At 67.8% G+C, this 17,358-nt stretch carries 3 protein-coding genes; 2 read left to right on the forward strand and 1 reads right to left on the reverse strand.

The window, feature by feature from the left end:
* The first annotated feature begins 138 nt into the window (after positions 1–138).
* Positions 139–7,161: a prealbumin-like fold domain-containing protein gene (locus VPH61_RS15545; protein ID WP_332064423.1), complete on the forward strand. Its 7,023-nt coding sequence runs from the start codon at positions 139–141 to the stop codon at positions 7,159–7,161.
* A 193-nt stretch (positions 7,162–7,354) separates the two neighbouring features.
* Here the strand turns inward: VPH61_RS15545 and VPH61_RS18870 are convergent, their stop codons facing one another.
* Positions 7,355–7,921 (reverse strand): pentapeptide repeat-containing protein, encoded by a 567-nt coding sequence (locus tag VPH61_RS18870; protein WP_442879118.1) that lies wholly within the window; start codon positions 7,919–7,921, stop codon positions 7,355–7,357.
* On the opposite strand from VPH61_RS18870, the gene VPH61_RS15550 reads away from it, so the two are divergent.
* Complete coding sequence (locus VPH61_RS15550; protein ID WP_442879119.1) at positions 7,869–17,282, forward strand: hypothetical protein; 9,414 nt, start codon at positions 7,869–7,871, stop codon at positions 17,280–17,282. The genes VPH61_RS18870 and VPH61_RS15550 overlap by 53 nt on opposite strands.
* The last annotated feature ends 76 nt before the right edge of the window (positions 17,283–17,358 follow it).

Genomic DNA, 17,358 nt, shown 5'->3' on the forward strand with positions numbered 1-17,358 from the left:
GTGACGTTCGCATTCGAAACCCGAAGGCTGATGATGAACGTCCAGCGACGTCTGCGTAACCGTTCCACCGACCCGGCGATCGAGGGCTTCGGCACTCGGTCCCTCCGACTGCAGGCGAGTCGAGCCAGACGGAGGCTCGTGTCCTTCGTGGTGGCGAGCGCGCTCGTCGCGTCGGGAGGCGCCGTCGCGATGGCGGTCGCGCCCGCACAGGGGGCGGCCGCGGCGACACTCTCGAACGGCATTCAGACCTCGTTCGAGATCGACGGCAACACGGCCGGCGCGAACGACTGGGTCGGCGTCGTCGGATCGACGCCGAAACCGCCCTACCTGACCGCTTCCGGGCATCAGTCCGGCGGAATCGTCGCAGCACAGAAGAGCTGGGACGAAGGCACGACCGTCGGCAATCCGGGAACTTGTGGAGCGAACCTCGGCACCGACGACATCATCACGCCGAGCACCTCGCTCGACGACGCGACCTGGCCCGAGCAGGTGGGCACGGCCAACGACAAGGGTGATGCCTGCACCGGCGGTTCGGCGTACGAAGTGGTCACGGTCAACGGCGTGCAGCACACGATCTTCTACGCCTACTGGACCCGGTACTCCGGCAGCGGCGACATGAGTTCCTACGAGGTCTTCCAAGGCCCGGCCGCAGGGCGCGCCGACGACTATCTCATCGAGTTCAACTACAACGCGGGCGGCGGCGGATCCACCAGCGTCCAAGTGCTCGGCTGGACGGGCTCCGGCTGGAGCCCGGTCGGGGGTACCGTCGTCTACCAGGCGGCGGTCGGCACGAACACCGACACGAACACGACCGGAAATGCGGCAACGTTCGGCGAGATGGCTGTCGACCTCACGGCATCGGGACTGCTGCCGACCGACGGTAGCTGTCGAAGCTTCCTCGATGCAGGGTTCGTCACGAAGACCGGCGAGGGCGGGCCGGCAACACTGAAGGACATCCTGAAGTCCGATAGTCCCATCACGCTGTCGAACTGCGGCGGTCTCGTCGTGGAGAAGGTGGGCACCGACGGTGCGCCGGACGCGAACTTCAACTACGCAGTCACCCGATCCGGTGGCGGTGTCGTGCATGACGGAACGTTGACGGGACCGGCCGACACCGTCGCCGGCAACAACGGCCTCGGTGCGGTGATCGGCATCGGCGATACACACAGCTGGAGCAACGTCTTCGCAGGCAACGACTACCAGATCGTCGAGAGCGCACCGCCCGCACCATGGGCGCTGCAGGGCTACTCCTGCGCTGTGACGAACCCGGCGACGAACCAGCAGGAAGTCACGACGAACGGCTCGTTCAAGCTCTACGTCGGCGCGACCACGACGTGCACGATCACGAACGTCACCTCCGGCGTGCAGATCACGAAGGTCGCGCAGGGAGATGCCGCCGACTTCGACTTCACCGTCAACGGTGCACCCGTCGTCGTGGCGGGCAACACGAGTTCGCAGGTGTTCTGGTACACGCCAGGCTCGGTCGTGAACATCGTCGAGCAGGTCGAGGCGGGCAACCCGCAGTGGAACCTCACGGGCGTCGGCTGCACGCCGCCGGGCAATGCGCAGACCGACGTTGCGACCGCGACCGCTTCAGTGCTGACGGTCGCCGGCTTGGTCGTCGACTGCACGTACACGAACGTGCAGGACGGTCAGATCAGGATCATCAAGAACGTCGCGGGCTCCAACGGCATCTTCGAATTCACGACCACGGGTGCCGACCTCTCAGGGTTCGAGCTCACGACCGTCGGCGGTACCGCGACGAAGCTCTTCGACAGCGTCGCCCCGGGCGTCTACACCGTGACCGAGACAACCCCGGTCCCGTTCTACGACCTGACGGGCCTCTCGTGCGTCGAAGACGTCACCGGTGACTCGGTCGTCGCCCTCGTCGATGGCAAGGTGACGATCACCGTGCAGCCAGGCGAACTCGTCACCTGCACCTACACCAACACGCAGCGCGGCAACATCATCGTCATGAAGCAGACCAACCCCGACGAGTCGGCCGAGTCGTTCGACTTCACGCTGACCGGGCAGTCCGGCTTCGCGCTCACCGACGACCAGGCGAAGTCGTTCCTGAACATCGTCCCGGGCCAGTACACCCTGGCCGAACTCGCGAAGGCCGGCTGGGATGTCACGAGCATGACGTGCTCGGATGAGGATCCGACGACGGACTCGCCCATCGCGATCACGCTTTCGCCGGGTGAGACCGTCGACTGCACCGTGCTCAACACGGCGACGAAGGGCGGCGTGACCGTCGAGAAGACCGTCGAGGGCGTGCCCGAGGGCTACGACTGGTCGTTCGACATCTCGATCGACCCCGCTCCCATGGGGCAGGTCGGCACGATCGCGGTGACCGATGAGGATCCGACCGCCGAATGGACGGACCTCGATGTCGGCACGCAGTACACGCTGACCGAGACCGGCCTTCCCGGGTGGGTCGAGGGCGCGATCACCTGCACCGGCATCGACGACGAATCGGATGCCGCTGGCTTCCAGTTCACCGTCACGCCCGGCCTCGTGCTGAGCTGCGAGATCACGAACACGCCGGAGCCCGCCGAGGTCGAGGTCGAGAAGCACGTTTCAGGCCTCGCCGATGGCACGGCTTGGAGCTTCGACTTCACGCTCGCACCGGTGCCCGACGGCGAGACCGGAACGAAGGCCGCGACCCACCTCGACCCCACAGTCGACTGGAGCGACCTCGAGATCGGTACCGTCTACACCCTGACCGAGTCGGTTCCCGATGGCTGGGTCGGCGGCGCCATCACCTGCGAGGGCCTCGCCGACCTCGACGGGCAGACGCCCGGCTTCCAGTTCGAGGCGATGCCCGGTCAGTCGCTCGTCTGCGACGTGACCAACCGCGTCGAACCCGGCGACGCCGAGATCACGAAGACCTCAGTCGGCGGCGACGGCAGCTTCACCTTCGTGCTCACGCCCCTCGCTCCGGCAGGGCCCCCGGTGCAGCAGGTCATCAACACCGTCGGCGGCACCGGCACGACGAGCTTCACCGGGCTGGTGCCCGGCACGGAGTACTCGCTCGCCGAGGTCGACCCAGGCGACGGCTGGATCGCGGGCAGCCTGGCCTGCACCGTCGAGCACGCCGACGAGACGAGCGGCCCGCTCGACGAGACGGGATTCATCGTCGAAGCGGATGACTCGATCACCTGCGCGATCACCAATACCGCGAAGTCGACCATCGTCATCGTCAAGAACATCGACGGTGCCGACGACACCTTCGACTTCACCGGCACCTGGCTCGACCCGCCTGCGTTCGAGATCGAGACCACCGATGGAACCGGCCAGGTCGCGTACACGGATGTCGAGGCCGGCAGCTACACCGTCGAGGAACTGCTCACGAACGCCCATGTGGGCGAACTCTCGTGCACCGACTCGATGCCGAACGGCACCGCCTCGACGGTCGACGGCCTCGTCGGATCGATCGAGCTCGACCCCGGTGAGACGGTGACCTGCACCTACTCGAACACCCAGCTCGGCAAGATCATCGTCGACAAGAACGTGACGTTCGACAGCGACCAGTCGTTCGACTTCGAGTACTCCGACGGCGACGACACGACACCGTTCGCACTCACCGGCGACGCGACCCCGTGGGAGTCCGGACTCATCGAGCCCGGGACCTACACGGTCGAAGAGCTCGGCGAACTGAACTGGGACCTGGCGAACCTCAGCTGCGTCGGCTCCGAAGGCGTCTCCTACGAGGGCGGTCTCGCGACGATCGAGCTCCTCGCGGGCGAGGTCGTCACGTGCACCTACCTGAACGCCCCCGACACCGGTGACGTCACCGTGCGAAAGATCGTCGAGGACGTGCCGCAGGGCTACGCGTTCGATTTCGAGATCTCGATCTCGCCGATGGTCGCGGGCCAGGACGCCACGCAGCACGTCACCCAGGCCGACGCGAGCGTCACCTGGACCGGCCTCGTGGTCGGTGAGACGTACACCCTCACCGAGGGTGACGAGGAGGGCTGGAACGAGGGTGACATCGTCTGCATCGGCCTGGCCGATGCCGATGTCGAGGCCGACGGCTTCCAGTTCGACGTGACCCCGGGCCTGTCGCTCAGCTGCACCGTGACGAACACCGCGGTGCCGGGCGAGGTCGAGGTGACGAAGATCGTCGAGGGTCCGATCGGCGACGCGCCGTGGAGCTTCGACGTCACCATCGCACCGGTGCCCGACGGCCAGGACGCCACGCAGGCGGTCACGAACGTCGACCCGACCGTCGGCTGGAGCGACCTCGAAGTGGGCACGATCTACACCCTGACCGAGACGCTGCCGGCCGAGTGGACCGGCGAGGTGTTCGTGTGCGCCGGGCTCGAGGATCTCTCGGGCGACGCCGGGTACCAGTTCGTCGCCACACCGGGCCTCCAGCTCGATTGCGCGGTCACGAACGTGATCGCACCGCCGACCGGCCTGATCGAGAAGAACGTCTCCTCAATCGCACAGCGCATCGACGGAACCTGGGACATCACCTACACGGTGTCGGTCGAGAACCAGAGCGACGTGCTGCCACTCGTCTACGACCTCACGGACGTGCCGCAGTTCGGCGTGGGCATCGTGATCAACGAAGGCCACGCGACCGGTCCGGTCGGCAGCCTCGCCGATGACTGGGATCCGGTGGCGGGCATCTACGACCTCGCTGAGGGACTGTCCCTCGGCGCCGGCCTCGAGGATGTCTACACGATCGCGATCAACGCGACGGTGCCCGAGGTGGTGTTCGACACCAGCCAGGACCTGTGCTCGCCCGACGATGCGCTCGACGCCGGCGGATTCCGCAACACCGCATTCCTCATCGTGGGGGAGGGCGACCCGCAGCCGGCGACCGATTGCGAGGAGCCCGGTCGTGCGCTGATCACCAAGACGTTCGACGGCGCCGTCCGCGACGGCGTCACGGGCAACTGGACGGTCGACTACACCGTGACGGTGACGAACGTCGGCCCGCAGCCGCTGTTCTACGATCTCAGCGACGACCTCGGGTTCCCGGCCGGTGTCGAGATCGTATCGGCGACCGCGTCGTCCGCCGACGTGGCGACCGACCTCTCCGCATGGAACGGTGACACGGTGACCGAACTCGTCGACGACGAGCAGCTGCTCGTCGGCGGCGTGCACGCCTTCGACATCGAGGTGGTCGCCGACGTCGACGAGATCACCGACATCGATGACGTCACCTGCCTGGCCTCGACGAGCGGCCGAGGGTTCTTCAACGAAGCCGAACTGCTCAACGGCACGGTCGTCACGCCGGCCGACGACTGCGGCACCATCCCGGTCGGGCAGCTGACACTCGCGAAGAACGTCGACCTGTCGGCCTTCGAGGGCATCGACCTGGCTGACCTCGACCTCGGCCTCACGCCGGAGCAGCTCGCAACGCTCCAGCACCTCGCGGCGAAGGACTGGACCCTCTCGGCCGCCGGCCCGGTGAACCTCGGACTGCTCGGTCACGCGGGCACCGTGTTCACCGTTCCCACGGGTGACTACGGCCTCGCTGAGGCGCCGACCGCCGAGGCATCCGCTCACCCGTTGCTCGCGTACTTCCGCAGCGTGGGCCTCGACGGCTGGGGTTGCATCGTCGGTGACGACGAACGCGAACTGACGGAGCTCGCGAGCGTCGAACTCGGTGAGCTCACGAGCTGCGAACTCACCAACCGTGCCGTGCTCGTCGACGTCGGCATCGAGAAGAACTACGACCTCAGTGGACTTCCCGATGACGCGATCGAGGGCGGTGACGAGTTCGACTACGTGCTCACCGTGACGAACAACAGCAGCGTGCCGGTCGAGGATCTCGACGTGACCGACATCGTCGATCCCGAGCTCGAGGTCACCGGCCCGGCGATCTTCTCCGGGGCGGGAACCTGGACCGAGCAGCCGACCATCGGCGACAACGCCTTCGCCGCCCACGGCGACGGACCGTTCGCTCCCGGCTCGGTGACGACCATCACGATCCCGGTGATGCTCCCGCTGCCTGAGCCCGTCGAGGCCGACATCGTCGACCCCGACGACCCGATCCCGCCGCTGCCCGAGATCGACATCGAAGACGTGCCGAACACGGCGTGCGTCGCGATCACCTCCGGCGAGGGTGTGCTCGGCGACTTGATCGAGGCGAACAACTGCGACGAGGTCGAGGTGCCGCGCAAGGCGATCGACCCGGCCGCCTACGTGCGCTGCATCGCGGATGTGCCGTGGCTGTACTTCAACGTCGCGGCCAGCGAGCACGTGGAAACGGGTGACATCACCGTCACCTGGACGTCCGCGGATCCCGACGGCGACGGCCCGCTCGAGCCCCTCACCAAGGTCGAGACCGTGCCGTGGGACGACCGCGACGGCCGGCTGCTCTGGCCGGGTGCTGCGGTCGACGAGAACGGAGTGCCGTACGAGTTCCCGGGTTGGCGCCCGATCACCGAGGAGGACCTGACGAACCCGCCGGTGCCCGGCACCAGGTTCGGCGACCTCATCCTCGATGAGAACGTGCCCACCTACCCGTGGCGCGACATGGTGAACCCGGCGACGATCACGTTCTCGGTGAACCCCTCGCAGTCGGTGCTCGCGGTGTACCCGCAGGCACTGCCCGCCTGCGCGATCGAACGCGAACCCTCGGTCGACATCGTGAAGACGGCGAGCGTGCAGCAGGCGAAGCCCGGCACGAACTTCGACTACACGTTCGCGGTATCGACCACCGGCACCGGTTCGGCCGATCCTGTCGAGGTGTTCGACGAGATCCCGTCGCACCTGCGGGTCGACGACATCACGACGGCCCCCTCGCCCGCGTTCCCCCGATGGGAGAACTGCGAGGTCACCGGCACGGATTCGGGCGGCTACGGCGGCACGCTGCACTGCGAACTGCTCGGAGTCCTCGGGCCGAACTACCCGACTGCACCGCCGATCGTGCTCGACGTGCACGTGAACGCGAACACCAAGGCGTCGAGCATCGTCAACACGGGTGAGGTCTGCTGGCAGAACGCCGACGACACGTCACCGGAGCCCGCGGTGCTCTGCGACGACTCCACGGTTACGGTTCAGATCCCGCAGCCGATGGCGGTGACCGGGTTCGCCGGTGGGTCGTACCTCTGGATCGGGGCGTTGCTGTTGCTGCTCGGCGGCGCCTTCGTCGGCGGCACGTACGTGATCCGGCGACGCCGAACCGGTGTGAGCGAGTAGCACCGCAGCGCACAGCGCAGACGAGAAGCGGACCAGGTCTCAGGCCTGGTCCGCTTCTTGCGTGTCCCCCATTGGGGGGAGTGTGAGCAAATCTCGCGTACCCCGCTTTCGGGTGACATGAAAGTGAAACTCCCTGATCAAGCCCCTATTCACCGAGCTCAGTGTCCCCCGGACTGGTGCCAGCTCTCCTCTTTCATGTCCCCCATTTTCTCTGATTGACTCGCCCCGACTGCGCAACAGTCTCGTTCTGCGTTCTCACACCCGAGCACAAGAAGGCGATCATGAACAGCTGGTTCGGCAACACTTCCCACGACGACACTCGCCCCCGCCGGTCGCGCCGACAGCGAGTGGAGACGAGGAAGCGCCGAGCCACCGCGCTCATCGCTTCGCTCTCGGTCGGCGCGCTGCTGGCGATCGGGCTGCCGATGACGGCGTTCGCGGAGCAGACGACCGAACCGGCATCGGATGCCGCGACGACGAGCGAGACGCAGGAGGCGACATCGAGCGACGACACGACGAGCGAAGCGCCCGCGAGCGAAGCGCCCGTGAGCGAGGCGCCGGCGAGTGAGGCACCCGCGAGTGAAGCACCCGCGAGTGACGAGCCCTCCGAGGCTCCGACTGAAGAGCCCGCCACGGAGGCGCCGGCCGACCCGCCCGCCCAGGCGCCGCCGGCCCAGGACCTCACCACGCCGATGGACGCTTTGCCGATGGCGCTGGCAGCCGACACTCCGGACTGTACGAGCAACTGCGGGGATCTCACGATCAACAACGTCGTCAACGGCGGCTCGGCAACGCCCGACGACTGGGACCTCCGCGCGGTCCAGTCCGTGACCAGCAACAACTACAACTTCGATTCCGGCGACACGCGCCCGGTGCCTCGCTCCACGACCTACACGCTCTACGCGGACGCGAGCCCTGCGAACTACACGTTGACCGACTTCCAGTGCGACAGCGGCGGAAGCGGTGGCGGGGATCCGACCTACAACGAAGCCAACCGCACCGTCACGTATGGAGGCAACGCCGGCAAGTGGGCCGAGTGCACGTTCACCCACACGTACAGCGGACCGGCCACCATCAACGTGCAGGTCGGCGGAACTCGCACCGGCATCTCGAGCGTCAGCGGTCTCGGGGGAGTGACCCTCCAGCTCTACACCGACAACAACGGCAGCTTCGGCTCGGTGATCAACCAGCCGTGGGCCACCTGCGTGTCGAGTGCCGCCGGTGTCTGCAGCTTCAACGTGCCGAACGCCAACAACTCGAACTTCTGGGTCGCCCAGGCGACGCCCGGAGTTCCCGCCGGCTGGTTCGCGAACGACTCGCTCGCTGTCGGCGAGACCCCCGGGTCCGCGCCGTACCGATTCCGTATCGCGGATGTCGACGCCGGCGAGACGCTGAGTTCGCTCAGCGACTTCATGATCGCGACCGGCAACACCTCGAACAACGCCTCGGGCGGCATCTGGCAGAATTCGCTGGCCAACCCGCCGCAGGCTCAGATGTGCGGTGTGCGCATCGCGCTCGTCATCGACCTCTCGGGCTCCGTGGCTCCGAACTTCACCGACCTGAAGAACGCGGCCAAGGGCTTCGTCACCGCGCTGCAGGGCACGCCCTCGCAGGTCGGCATCTTCACCTTCAACAACGTCGCCCCCGCGACCGCCGGCGGAAACCTCGGCATCACGCCGGTGTCGACAGTGGCCGGCGCGAACATCGTGCGCAACCACATCGACACCTTCACGACGCCGACCGAGGCGACCAACTGGGATCGCGGCATCTCGCAGGTCGCGTCGAGCGGCACGGAGTACGACATCGCCCTCGTGCTCACCGACGGCAACCCGACCGTGTACGCGAACGACGAGGGCCCGGGCAACCGGACCCGCTTCCGCGAGGTCGAGAACGGCGTGTTCTCGGCGAACGCGGTGAAGGCGCTCGGCACGCGGGTCATCGCCTTCGGCGTCGGCAGCGGCGTCGGCGGCTCGCCTGACAACCTCATCGCCATCTCGGGCAACCAGGTGAACTCCGACTACTTCCAGTCGTCGAGCTACGACCAGGCCGGCCAGATCCTCCGCGACCTCGCACTCGGCGCCTGCCAGGGATCGATCTCGGTCGTCAAGCAGGTCGTCTCCAACACGAGCACCGGCGAGCAGAAGACCGGTCAGACACCGGCCGGTGGCTGGGAGTTCACGGCGGAGCCGATGACCCCCGGCATCACCCCGCCCACCCAGGAGGGCACGACGGCTGCCGGTACCGGTGCCGTCAACCTGCCCCTCACGTTCGCAGGCGGCACGACGAGCGGCACGGTGAAGGTCACCGAAGACCCGCAGGGCCACAGCATCGTGCAGACGGGCGGTAAGAACGCGGTCTGCACCGATCAGGCCACTGGCAACGCCATCACGGTGTCCAACGAGGCCGACGGCTTCTCGATCCCGGTGGCTTCGACGCAAGCCGTCACCTGCAACGTCTGGAACCGGCCGCCGTTGCCTCAGTCGAACTTCAGCGTCAACAAGGTCTGGGTGGTCAACGGCACCACGTACCAACACGGCAACCAGCCGAGCGGACTCACCGCGCAGTTGACGGTCGATGGTGCCAACGCCCCATGGGTGAACGCTCAGGGCCCCCGTCCGGCGAACACCGTCGTCACGCTCAACGAGACCACCGGTATCGGCTCGCGCGACCTCTGCACCATCACCGACCGGAAGGTCACTCTCGCGAACGGCCAGGTGCCGGCGAACGGCGCCCTGCCGTTCAGCCCGACGCTCCAATCCGGTGACAACAGTTACACCATCACGAACACCGTCACCTGTGACACACAACTGACGCTCAAGAAGACGGTGGCGAACGGCGGAGTCGCCGCGACCTCCTGGAACCTCGATGCCGTGGCTCCGGGCGGCGCGCTCGCCGGCCCGAGCGGCGCGACCGGAAGCCCCGGTGCGACCGCCCCGGTGACGGCGAACGTACGATACCCGCTCACCGAGGCCGGCGACCCGCGTTATGTGCAGACGCTCGGGCTGAACGCCGAACCCGTGCCGCCGTCAACCGGCAGTTGGGACTGCGTGCAGGTGAATGCCCAGGGTGTCGTCGTGCCCGGGTTCGCCGACGGCCTGAACGGCGGCGTGACGGTGCCACTCGGCTTCCGAGTGCAGTGCACCGCGGTCAACCAGACGGCATCGCTCACCCTCATCAAGAACGTCGACAACGAGCTCGACATCGATGCGGACCCGAGCGACTGGACTCTGGTCGCCACCCCGAACGCGCCGGCTCCCGTCGGGCTCGGCGCCGTGGAGGCCACCTCCGGTGAGACGGTCCTCGTTCGCCCCGGACAGTCGTACACGATCTCGGAGACCGGCGGCCCTGCAGGCTGGACCCAGACGTCGATCATGTGCCGAACCACGCCGAACGGCCCGTTCGTCGAGACCGACCAGATCACACTGCCCGCAGTCGGACAAGGCACCTGCGTCGTCTTCAACGACCCGATCGCCCCGAAGCTGAAGCTCACGAAGCTCGTGACCGATGACGTCGCCCCCGCCGAGGAGTGGGTGCTCAGCGCCACTCGCGACGACGACGACACGGTCGTCGCGAGCGGTGCCGGAGGCACCACCGGATTCGTGGACGTGCCGGCCGGAGTCGCGCTCAGTCTCACCGAGACCACCGATCTCCCGAACGCCGAACAGTTCGCCGACGGAACGTGGCTCTGCTCGCTCAACGGCGGCGCGAACGTCGCCGGCCCGAACATCGCAGCGCTCGGCGCCGGCGACGAGGTCGAGTGCGCCGTCACGAACACGCTGAAGCCGTTCAGCCCGTCGATCACGAAGACGGCGGCCGTGCCCACGCCGAACGCCGACGGCTCGTGGACCATCGCCTACGACATCGTGGTCACGAACCCGAGCGCCTTCCAGTCGCTCGACTACGTGCTCTCCGACCAGCTGGAGTTCGGGACCGAGGTGACCGTGGGCAGTGCGAGCTACCAACTGCAGCCCGCCGGCCCGACGAACCCCTGGACCGTTGCGTTCGACGCCGTGCAACCGTTCGACGGTGAACCGGTGCTCGCTGCCGGCACCGCGCACACCTGGCGAGTGACGGTCGTCGCGACCGTCGACGCCGATGCAGACTTCACCGGCACCACACACGCTGCTTGCGACAATGAGGAGCCCGGCACCGTCGGCTTCCTCAACACCGCGACGATGCTCGTCGGGCAGGCATCGTACGAGGCATCCGACTGCGCGCTGCCCGTGAAGCCGAGCATCGCGAAGACGGGCGGCACCGCCGTCGACAACGGCGACGGCACCTGGACGCTGCCCTACACGATCACCGTGACGAACCCGTCGGCGACGACGGCCGTCGTCTACGACCTCGAGGACGAGCTCGACCTGCCCAGCGGCGTCACCGCCGCCGGCTCCGCGGCGGTCGTCTCCGCACCGGTCGTCACGGTCGCCGGATGGACGGGCACTGCCCCGAACACCCTCCTCGCCGACGACATCACCCTGCCGGGCACGGCAGGAGTCGATCAGCACGTGTACCAGGTGCAGGTGGTCGTCGAGATCGGCGCCGATCAGGGTGGCTTCCGCTGCCCGAGCGACGGTGGCCTGAACAACGTCGCCACGCTCATCTCGGGCAACCAGAGCGACGACGACACCGGCTGCGTGACGGTCGACCCGCCGGTCATCGTGCACGACAAGACCGTCGTGCCGGGTTCAGTCAACCAGAACGCCGACGGATTCTGGACGATCCAATACCAGATCGACGTGGAGAACACGGGAGCAGCGGGTGGCGCCTACTCGCTCGCCGACGAACTCCAGTTCGGGGCGGGCATCGACCTCGCAGCAGCCACCTACGCGGTGACGCGCAACGGGGCCCCGGCGGCCGCAGGCTGGGCCGGCACGGGTGAACTCGTCACCGACGCCTACCTCGCGGGCGGGGCATCCGAGATCTGGATCATCACCGTGGCGGGCATCGCGGTCGACGGGCCCACGCTCACGCCGGCGCAGACGGCGTGCCCGCAAGACGACGGAGACGGGGCGTTCAACAACGCCGCAGCCCTCACCGTCGGCGGTGCCACCGAGACCGAGACGGCCTGCGACGCCCCCAGCGCCCCCGACGTGCTGAAGAGCGGCGCGACCGCCGTGCAGCAGCCGGATGCCACGTGGAACGTGAGCTACCTGCTGACCGTGTCGAACACGGCCCCGGGTGCGCGGTCGAGCCACTACTCGCTCGACGACCTGCCCGGCTTCCCCGGTGCGGTGACGCTGAACTCGTACACCGTCGAAGAGGTCTCCCCGACGCCCGGTGCCATCGCGACCGACGTGACGCCCGTTCCGGCGAGCATTCCGGTGGTCGCCGATGTGTCCATCGCGGTCGGTGAGACGCACGTCTACCGCATCACGCTCAACGCGGCTGTGCCGGCGGGGCTGCCCGAGAACCAGCGGCTCTGCGCCGACGGGCAGTCGGGTGTCGGCTTCTTCAACGAGGTGCAGCTGACGAGCGGCGAGATCGTCGACACGTCCGATGACTGCGTCCCTGTTGAAGAGGCCGGCCGGCCCACCGTCGACAAGGGCGACCCGACCGTCACCCAGAACGGCGACGGCGTCTGGACGATCGAGTACGACGTGACGGTGACCGGCAACCCGGACTTCATCTCGACGTACACGCTCGACGACACGCTGCACTTCGGCCCCTCGGTCGACGTGCTCACGGCGGAGTGGTCGGGCGAAGGGGAATCCGGAGACTGGGACGACCCCGCGGCGAACCCGACCGAGACGATCGTCGGCACGCCTCAGGTGATCGGAATCGACGCTGTGCACCACTACACCGTCACCGTCACTGCGACCGTCGACGAAGTCGCGTTCGCCGACCCGACGACCAACACCTGCGACCCGAGCGACGAGGAGCCCAACGTCGGATTCCTGAACAGGGCGACGCTCACGAGCGACGGAGCCCAGCAGTCCGACAACGGGTGCGGACTGCCGGCCGAGCCCGAGATCTCGAAGACCGCCATCGGGTCCGAGGCAGTGAAGGTCGACGACCACTGGGAGGTCTCGTACGAGATCACCGTCGAGAACCTCAGCGCGAGCCAGGCGCTCGTCTACGACCTCTCGGACGCACCCGACTTCGCAGAGGGCGTCACGATCACCGACCGCACCGTCGAGAGCACGGATGTCACGGTGAACCCCGCATGGAGCGGCGAGAGCCCGGCGACCGACGTGGTCGTCGAGGACGAGACGCTCGACGGAGGTGCCACGCACACCTTCACCGTGACGGTCTCGTTCACCGTCGACGACGTCGAGGGCTCGCCGGCGCTGCTCTGCGACGGCGACGACGGCAAGGGACTCCTGAACGGCGCCGCGGTCACCTCTGGCGGTACCTGGACCGACGAGGACTGCGTCGACGTTCCGGTCGTCGTCATCCTCGACAAGGTGTGGGTGATCGACGGCGGCGAACCGATCGCGTGGGACAGCGACGAGCTGCCCGACGGGTTCAGCGCCCAGGCACAGCTCGACGGCGAAGACGTGGACTGGGCTGCGGAGACTGGCCCGTACACACTCGGCGACGAGGTCGCGATCGGTGAGACCGACGTGACCGTGCCCGAGAACTGCGAGATCGTGGACGCGGTCGACAACGGCACCGGCGAGTACACGCTCGATGCCACCGTCAACACGTACCTCATCACGAACGAGGTCGACTGCGAGCAGACGGTGAACCTCACGAAGATCGTCGACAACCAGCACGGCGGCGACGCCGCGGCATCCGACTGGACGCTCTCGGGCACCAACATCGGCGACGACACCGAGACCTTCCAGGGCGACGGCGCCGCGAGCGGCGCGGTCGAGCTGGGCGTCGGCTACCTGCTCAACGAGGTGTCGACAGTCTGGGAGGACGGCGTCGAGTACGACGTCGCCGCGACCTGGAGCTGCAGCTCCGATCAGGGGGAGGACGCCTTCACCCTCGTGACCGCCGCAGGCGCGACGAGCGCGACCCTCACTGTGAACGAGCTCGGCGCGATCGTGGAGTGCGAGATCGTGAACACCGACCTCGCGCCGACGCTCACCCTTGTGAAGGATGTCGCCCCCGACTCGGTGGAGGAGGCCTTCCCGCCCACGCTGTGGACCGTCTCTGCGACCGCAGACGGCGAGCCCGCGATCGTTACCGGAGCCGGAACGGCGACCGGATCGGTCGAGTCGAACGTCGACTACCTGCTTGAAGAGCTCGCGAGCGACTTCGAGGGTGCCGACGAGTTCGAGGCCGGCGCCTGGAGCTGCGACGTGGCCGGCGTGCTCACCGGTGACACGGCGACGCTCGACCCGGGCGACGACGTGACCTGCACGATCGTCAACACCGCCGAGCCCGCCACCTACCTGTTCGAAAAGGAGGTCGCCGGCGTCGTGCAGGAGGACGACGGCACCTGGACGATCGACTACACCGTCACCGTGACGAACGAGAGCAACGTCTCGCCCGTCACCTACGACCTGGTCGACTCCCTCGCCGGTTTCGGCGAGGGTATCGAGATCGACGAGGCCTCCTGGACCGGTCCCGGCGGCTCGGGCGATGCTTGGGAGGACCCGACGGCCCAGCCGATCGAGGAACTCGCGAACGACGTCGTGCTCAGCGCCGCCACCGGCAGCCACGAGTACCTCGTGACGGTGCACGCCACCGTGACGGGCGACGCGGTCTGGGACGTGGGCGAGAACGAGGGCGACGGTTCGACCGGCTGCGTGCCGGGCGAGCAGGGCGGATTCGCGAACTCCGCGACGCTGACCGTCGACGGGCTTCCGACCGACGCCGAGGCGTGCGACGAGCCCGGCCGCACGACCGCGGTCAAGTTCGCGCACCCTGCGACGAACCTCGGCCTCGGCGACTGGGAGGTGACCTACGACATCACCGTCGGCACGGTCGGCGACCACGACCTGCTCTACGACCTCGCCGACACTCTCGCGTTCCCCGATGGCGTGACCATCGAGGAGGCCACGGCCGTGAACCCCGACGGCGGCCCGGTCGCCGGTTGGAACGGCGAGGATGCGACGACGCTCGCGACGGCGCATCCGATCACGGCGGGTGACACCCACGTCTGGACCATCACCGTTCGTGCGAACGTCGCCTCGATCGAGTCGATCGACCTCGTGCAGTGCGAGGCCACGGAGCAGGGCGGCGGCTTCCTCAACACCGCCGAGATGGTGAACGGCACCGTCACGACGCCGCTCGAAGGCTGCACCGACATTCCCGTCGGCAAGCTGAGGCTCACGAAGACCGTCGACAACACGGCGCTGCTCGACCTCGGCTTCACGCCCGGGCAACTGCTCGCCGCGACCGACTGGGACCTCACGGGTGCCTCGGCAGCGACCCTCGTGCAGTACCTGAGCGGAGGCGGAATCGAACTGGTCGTCCCGATCGGTTCCTACCTGCTCGGTGAGAAGCTGAAGACCGCGCAAGAGGAGCACGAGTTCGCCGACTACTACTCGGCGGAGGCATGGCTCTGCGGCGGGGCTGCGGTGACGCACGCGCAGGTGCAACCCGGAGGGGTCGCCGACTGCACGTTGAAGAACGTCGCCGATTCGATCGACGTGGGCATCGAGAAGACGTACCTGCTGCCCGACGGCGTGACCGCCGTCGAAGCGGGCGACGCCTTCGAGTACGAGCTCACCGTGACGAACAACGGCACCCTCGACGTGCCGGGCCTCGAGGTGACCGATCTCCTTCCCGATGACCTCGTGGTCACGGGGGCGGCGACGTTCAGCCCCGCGGCCGACCCGGCGCAGCCCGGCACCTGGACGCAGAACTCGGCCGACACCGACAACGCGTTCTCGGCCAGCTACTCGGGTTCGTACCCGTCCGGCGCGGTGACCACCATCACCATCCCGGTGCAGGTCGCCGTGCCCGCGCCGCTGCCGCCCGTGCCGCCCGTCGGGCCGAACGACCCGCCGCCCGTGCTGCCGGTGATCGACCTCGACGACATCCACAACGAGGCGTGCGTCGCGATCCCCGCACCCGACACGGCCGAGCTGGCCGTGGCGGCGGCCGTGCCCGACCTGGTGCCCGGCAACGACTGCGACGACGTCGACGTGCCCACGAAGGCGCTCGACCCGTCGGCCTACACGCGCTGCGTGGCCGACGTGCCGTACCTCTATCACAACGTCGCAGTGTCCGAGCACGTCGAGCCCGGGCCGATCACGATCACGTGGACACCGGACGCGAGCGTCTACCCAGACGCGACTCCGATCGTCATGGAGGTCCCCTGGGAGGAGCGGAACGGTCGCACCCTGTGGCCGTACGGCGTGGTCAACGACGAGGGCGTCTCGATCGGATGGCCCGGCTGGCGCCTGATCGAAGAGGGCGACGTCGTCGGCGAGAACGGCATCGTCGACATGTGGGAGAACATGGTGAAGGACTCGAAGCTCGAGAGCTACGCGTTCGCCGACCAGTTCAACCCGATGACCGTCACCTTCGAGGTCAACCCGAGCCAGTCGGTGCTCGCGGTCTACCCGCAGGCCACACCGGCCTGCGAGGTCGTCCGTGATCCGAGCGTCGCGATCGAGAAGACCTCGAGCGTGACCGAGGCGAAGCCCGGCAGCTCGTTCGACTACACGCTGTCGGTCACCAACTCGGGGCTCGGCGCGATCGAGGCCATGGAGCTGTTCGACGAGATCCCCGGCGACCTCAAGGTCACCGCGATCACGACCGATCCCGCTCCCGCCTTCCCGCGCTGGGATGACTGCGAGGTCACCGGCAAGGATTCGGCCGGCTACGGCGGTACGCTCCACTGCGTGCTGAACGGCATGATCGGCGGCACCGAGCCCGATGCCCCCGATGTGGTCCTGAGCGTGACGCTGAACCCGGCCTCGAAGAAGTCGAGCATCGACAACACGGGCGAGGTCTGCTGGAACGACCTGGCGGCACCGCCGGTTCCTCAGGAGGCACCGCAGGATGTCGCGGCGCTCTCGGCCATCGACCCCGAGCTGCCGGTCATCTGCGACGACTCGACGGTCACCGTCAAGATCCCGCAGGCCGGTGCGATCGCCTCGACCGGGTTCGCGGGAGCACCACTCCTGTGGGGTGCGGGCGGCTTGCTCGTCGCCGGTGCGCTCCTGATCGCCGCGATGATGATTCGTCGTCGCCGTGCGGGGGAGCCCGCCGAGTAGCGGCTCTGCCACCGCGAACGGGAAGGGCCGGGTCGAAGACCCGGCCCTCTCTCGTGCCCGAACCACGCCGACAACG

This window comes from Agromyces sp. CCNWLW203 (assembly GCF_036576125.1).
Lineage (GTDB): Bacteria > Actinomycetota > Actinomycetes > Actinomycetales > Microbacteriaceae > Agromyces.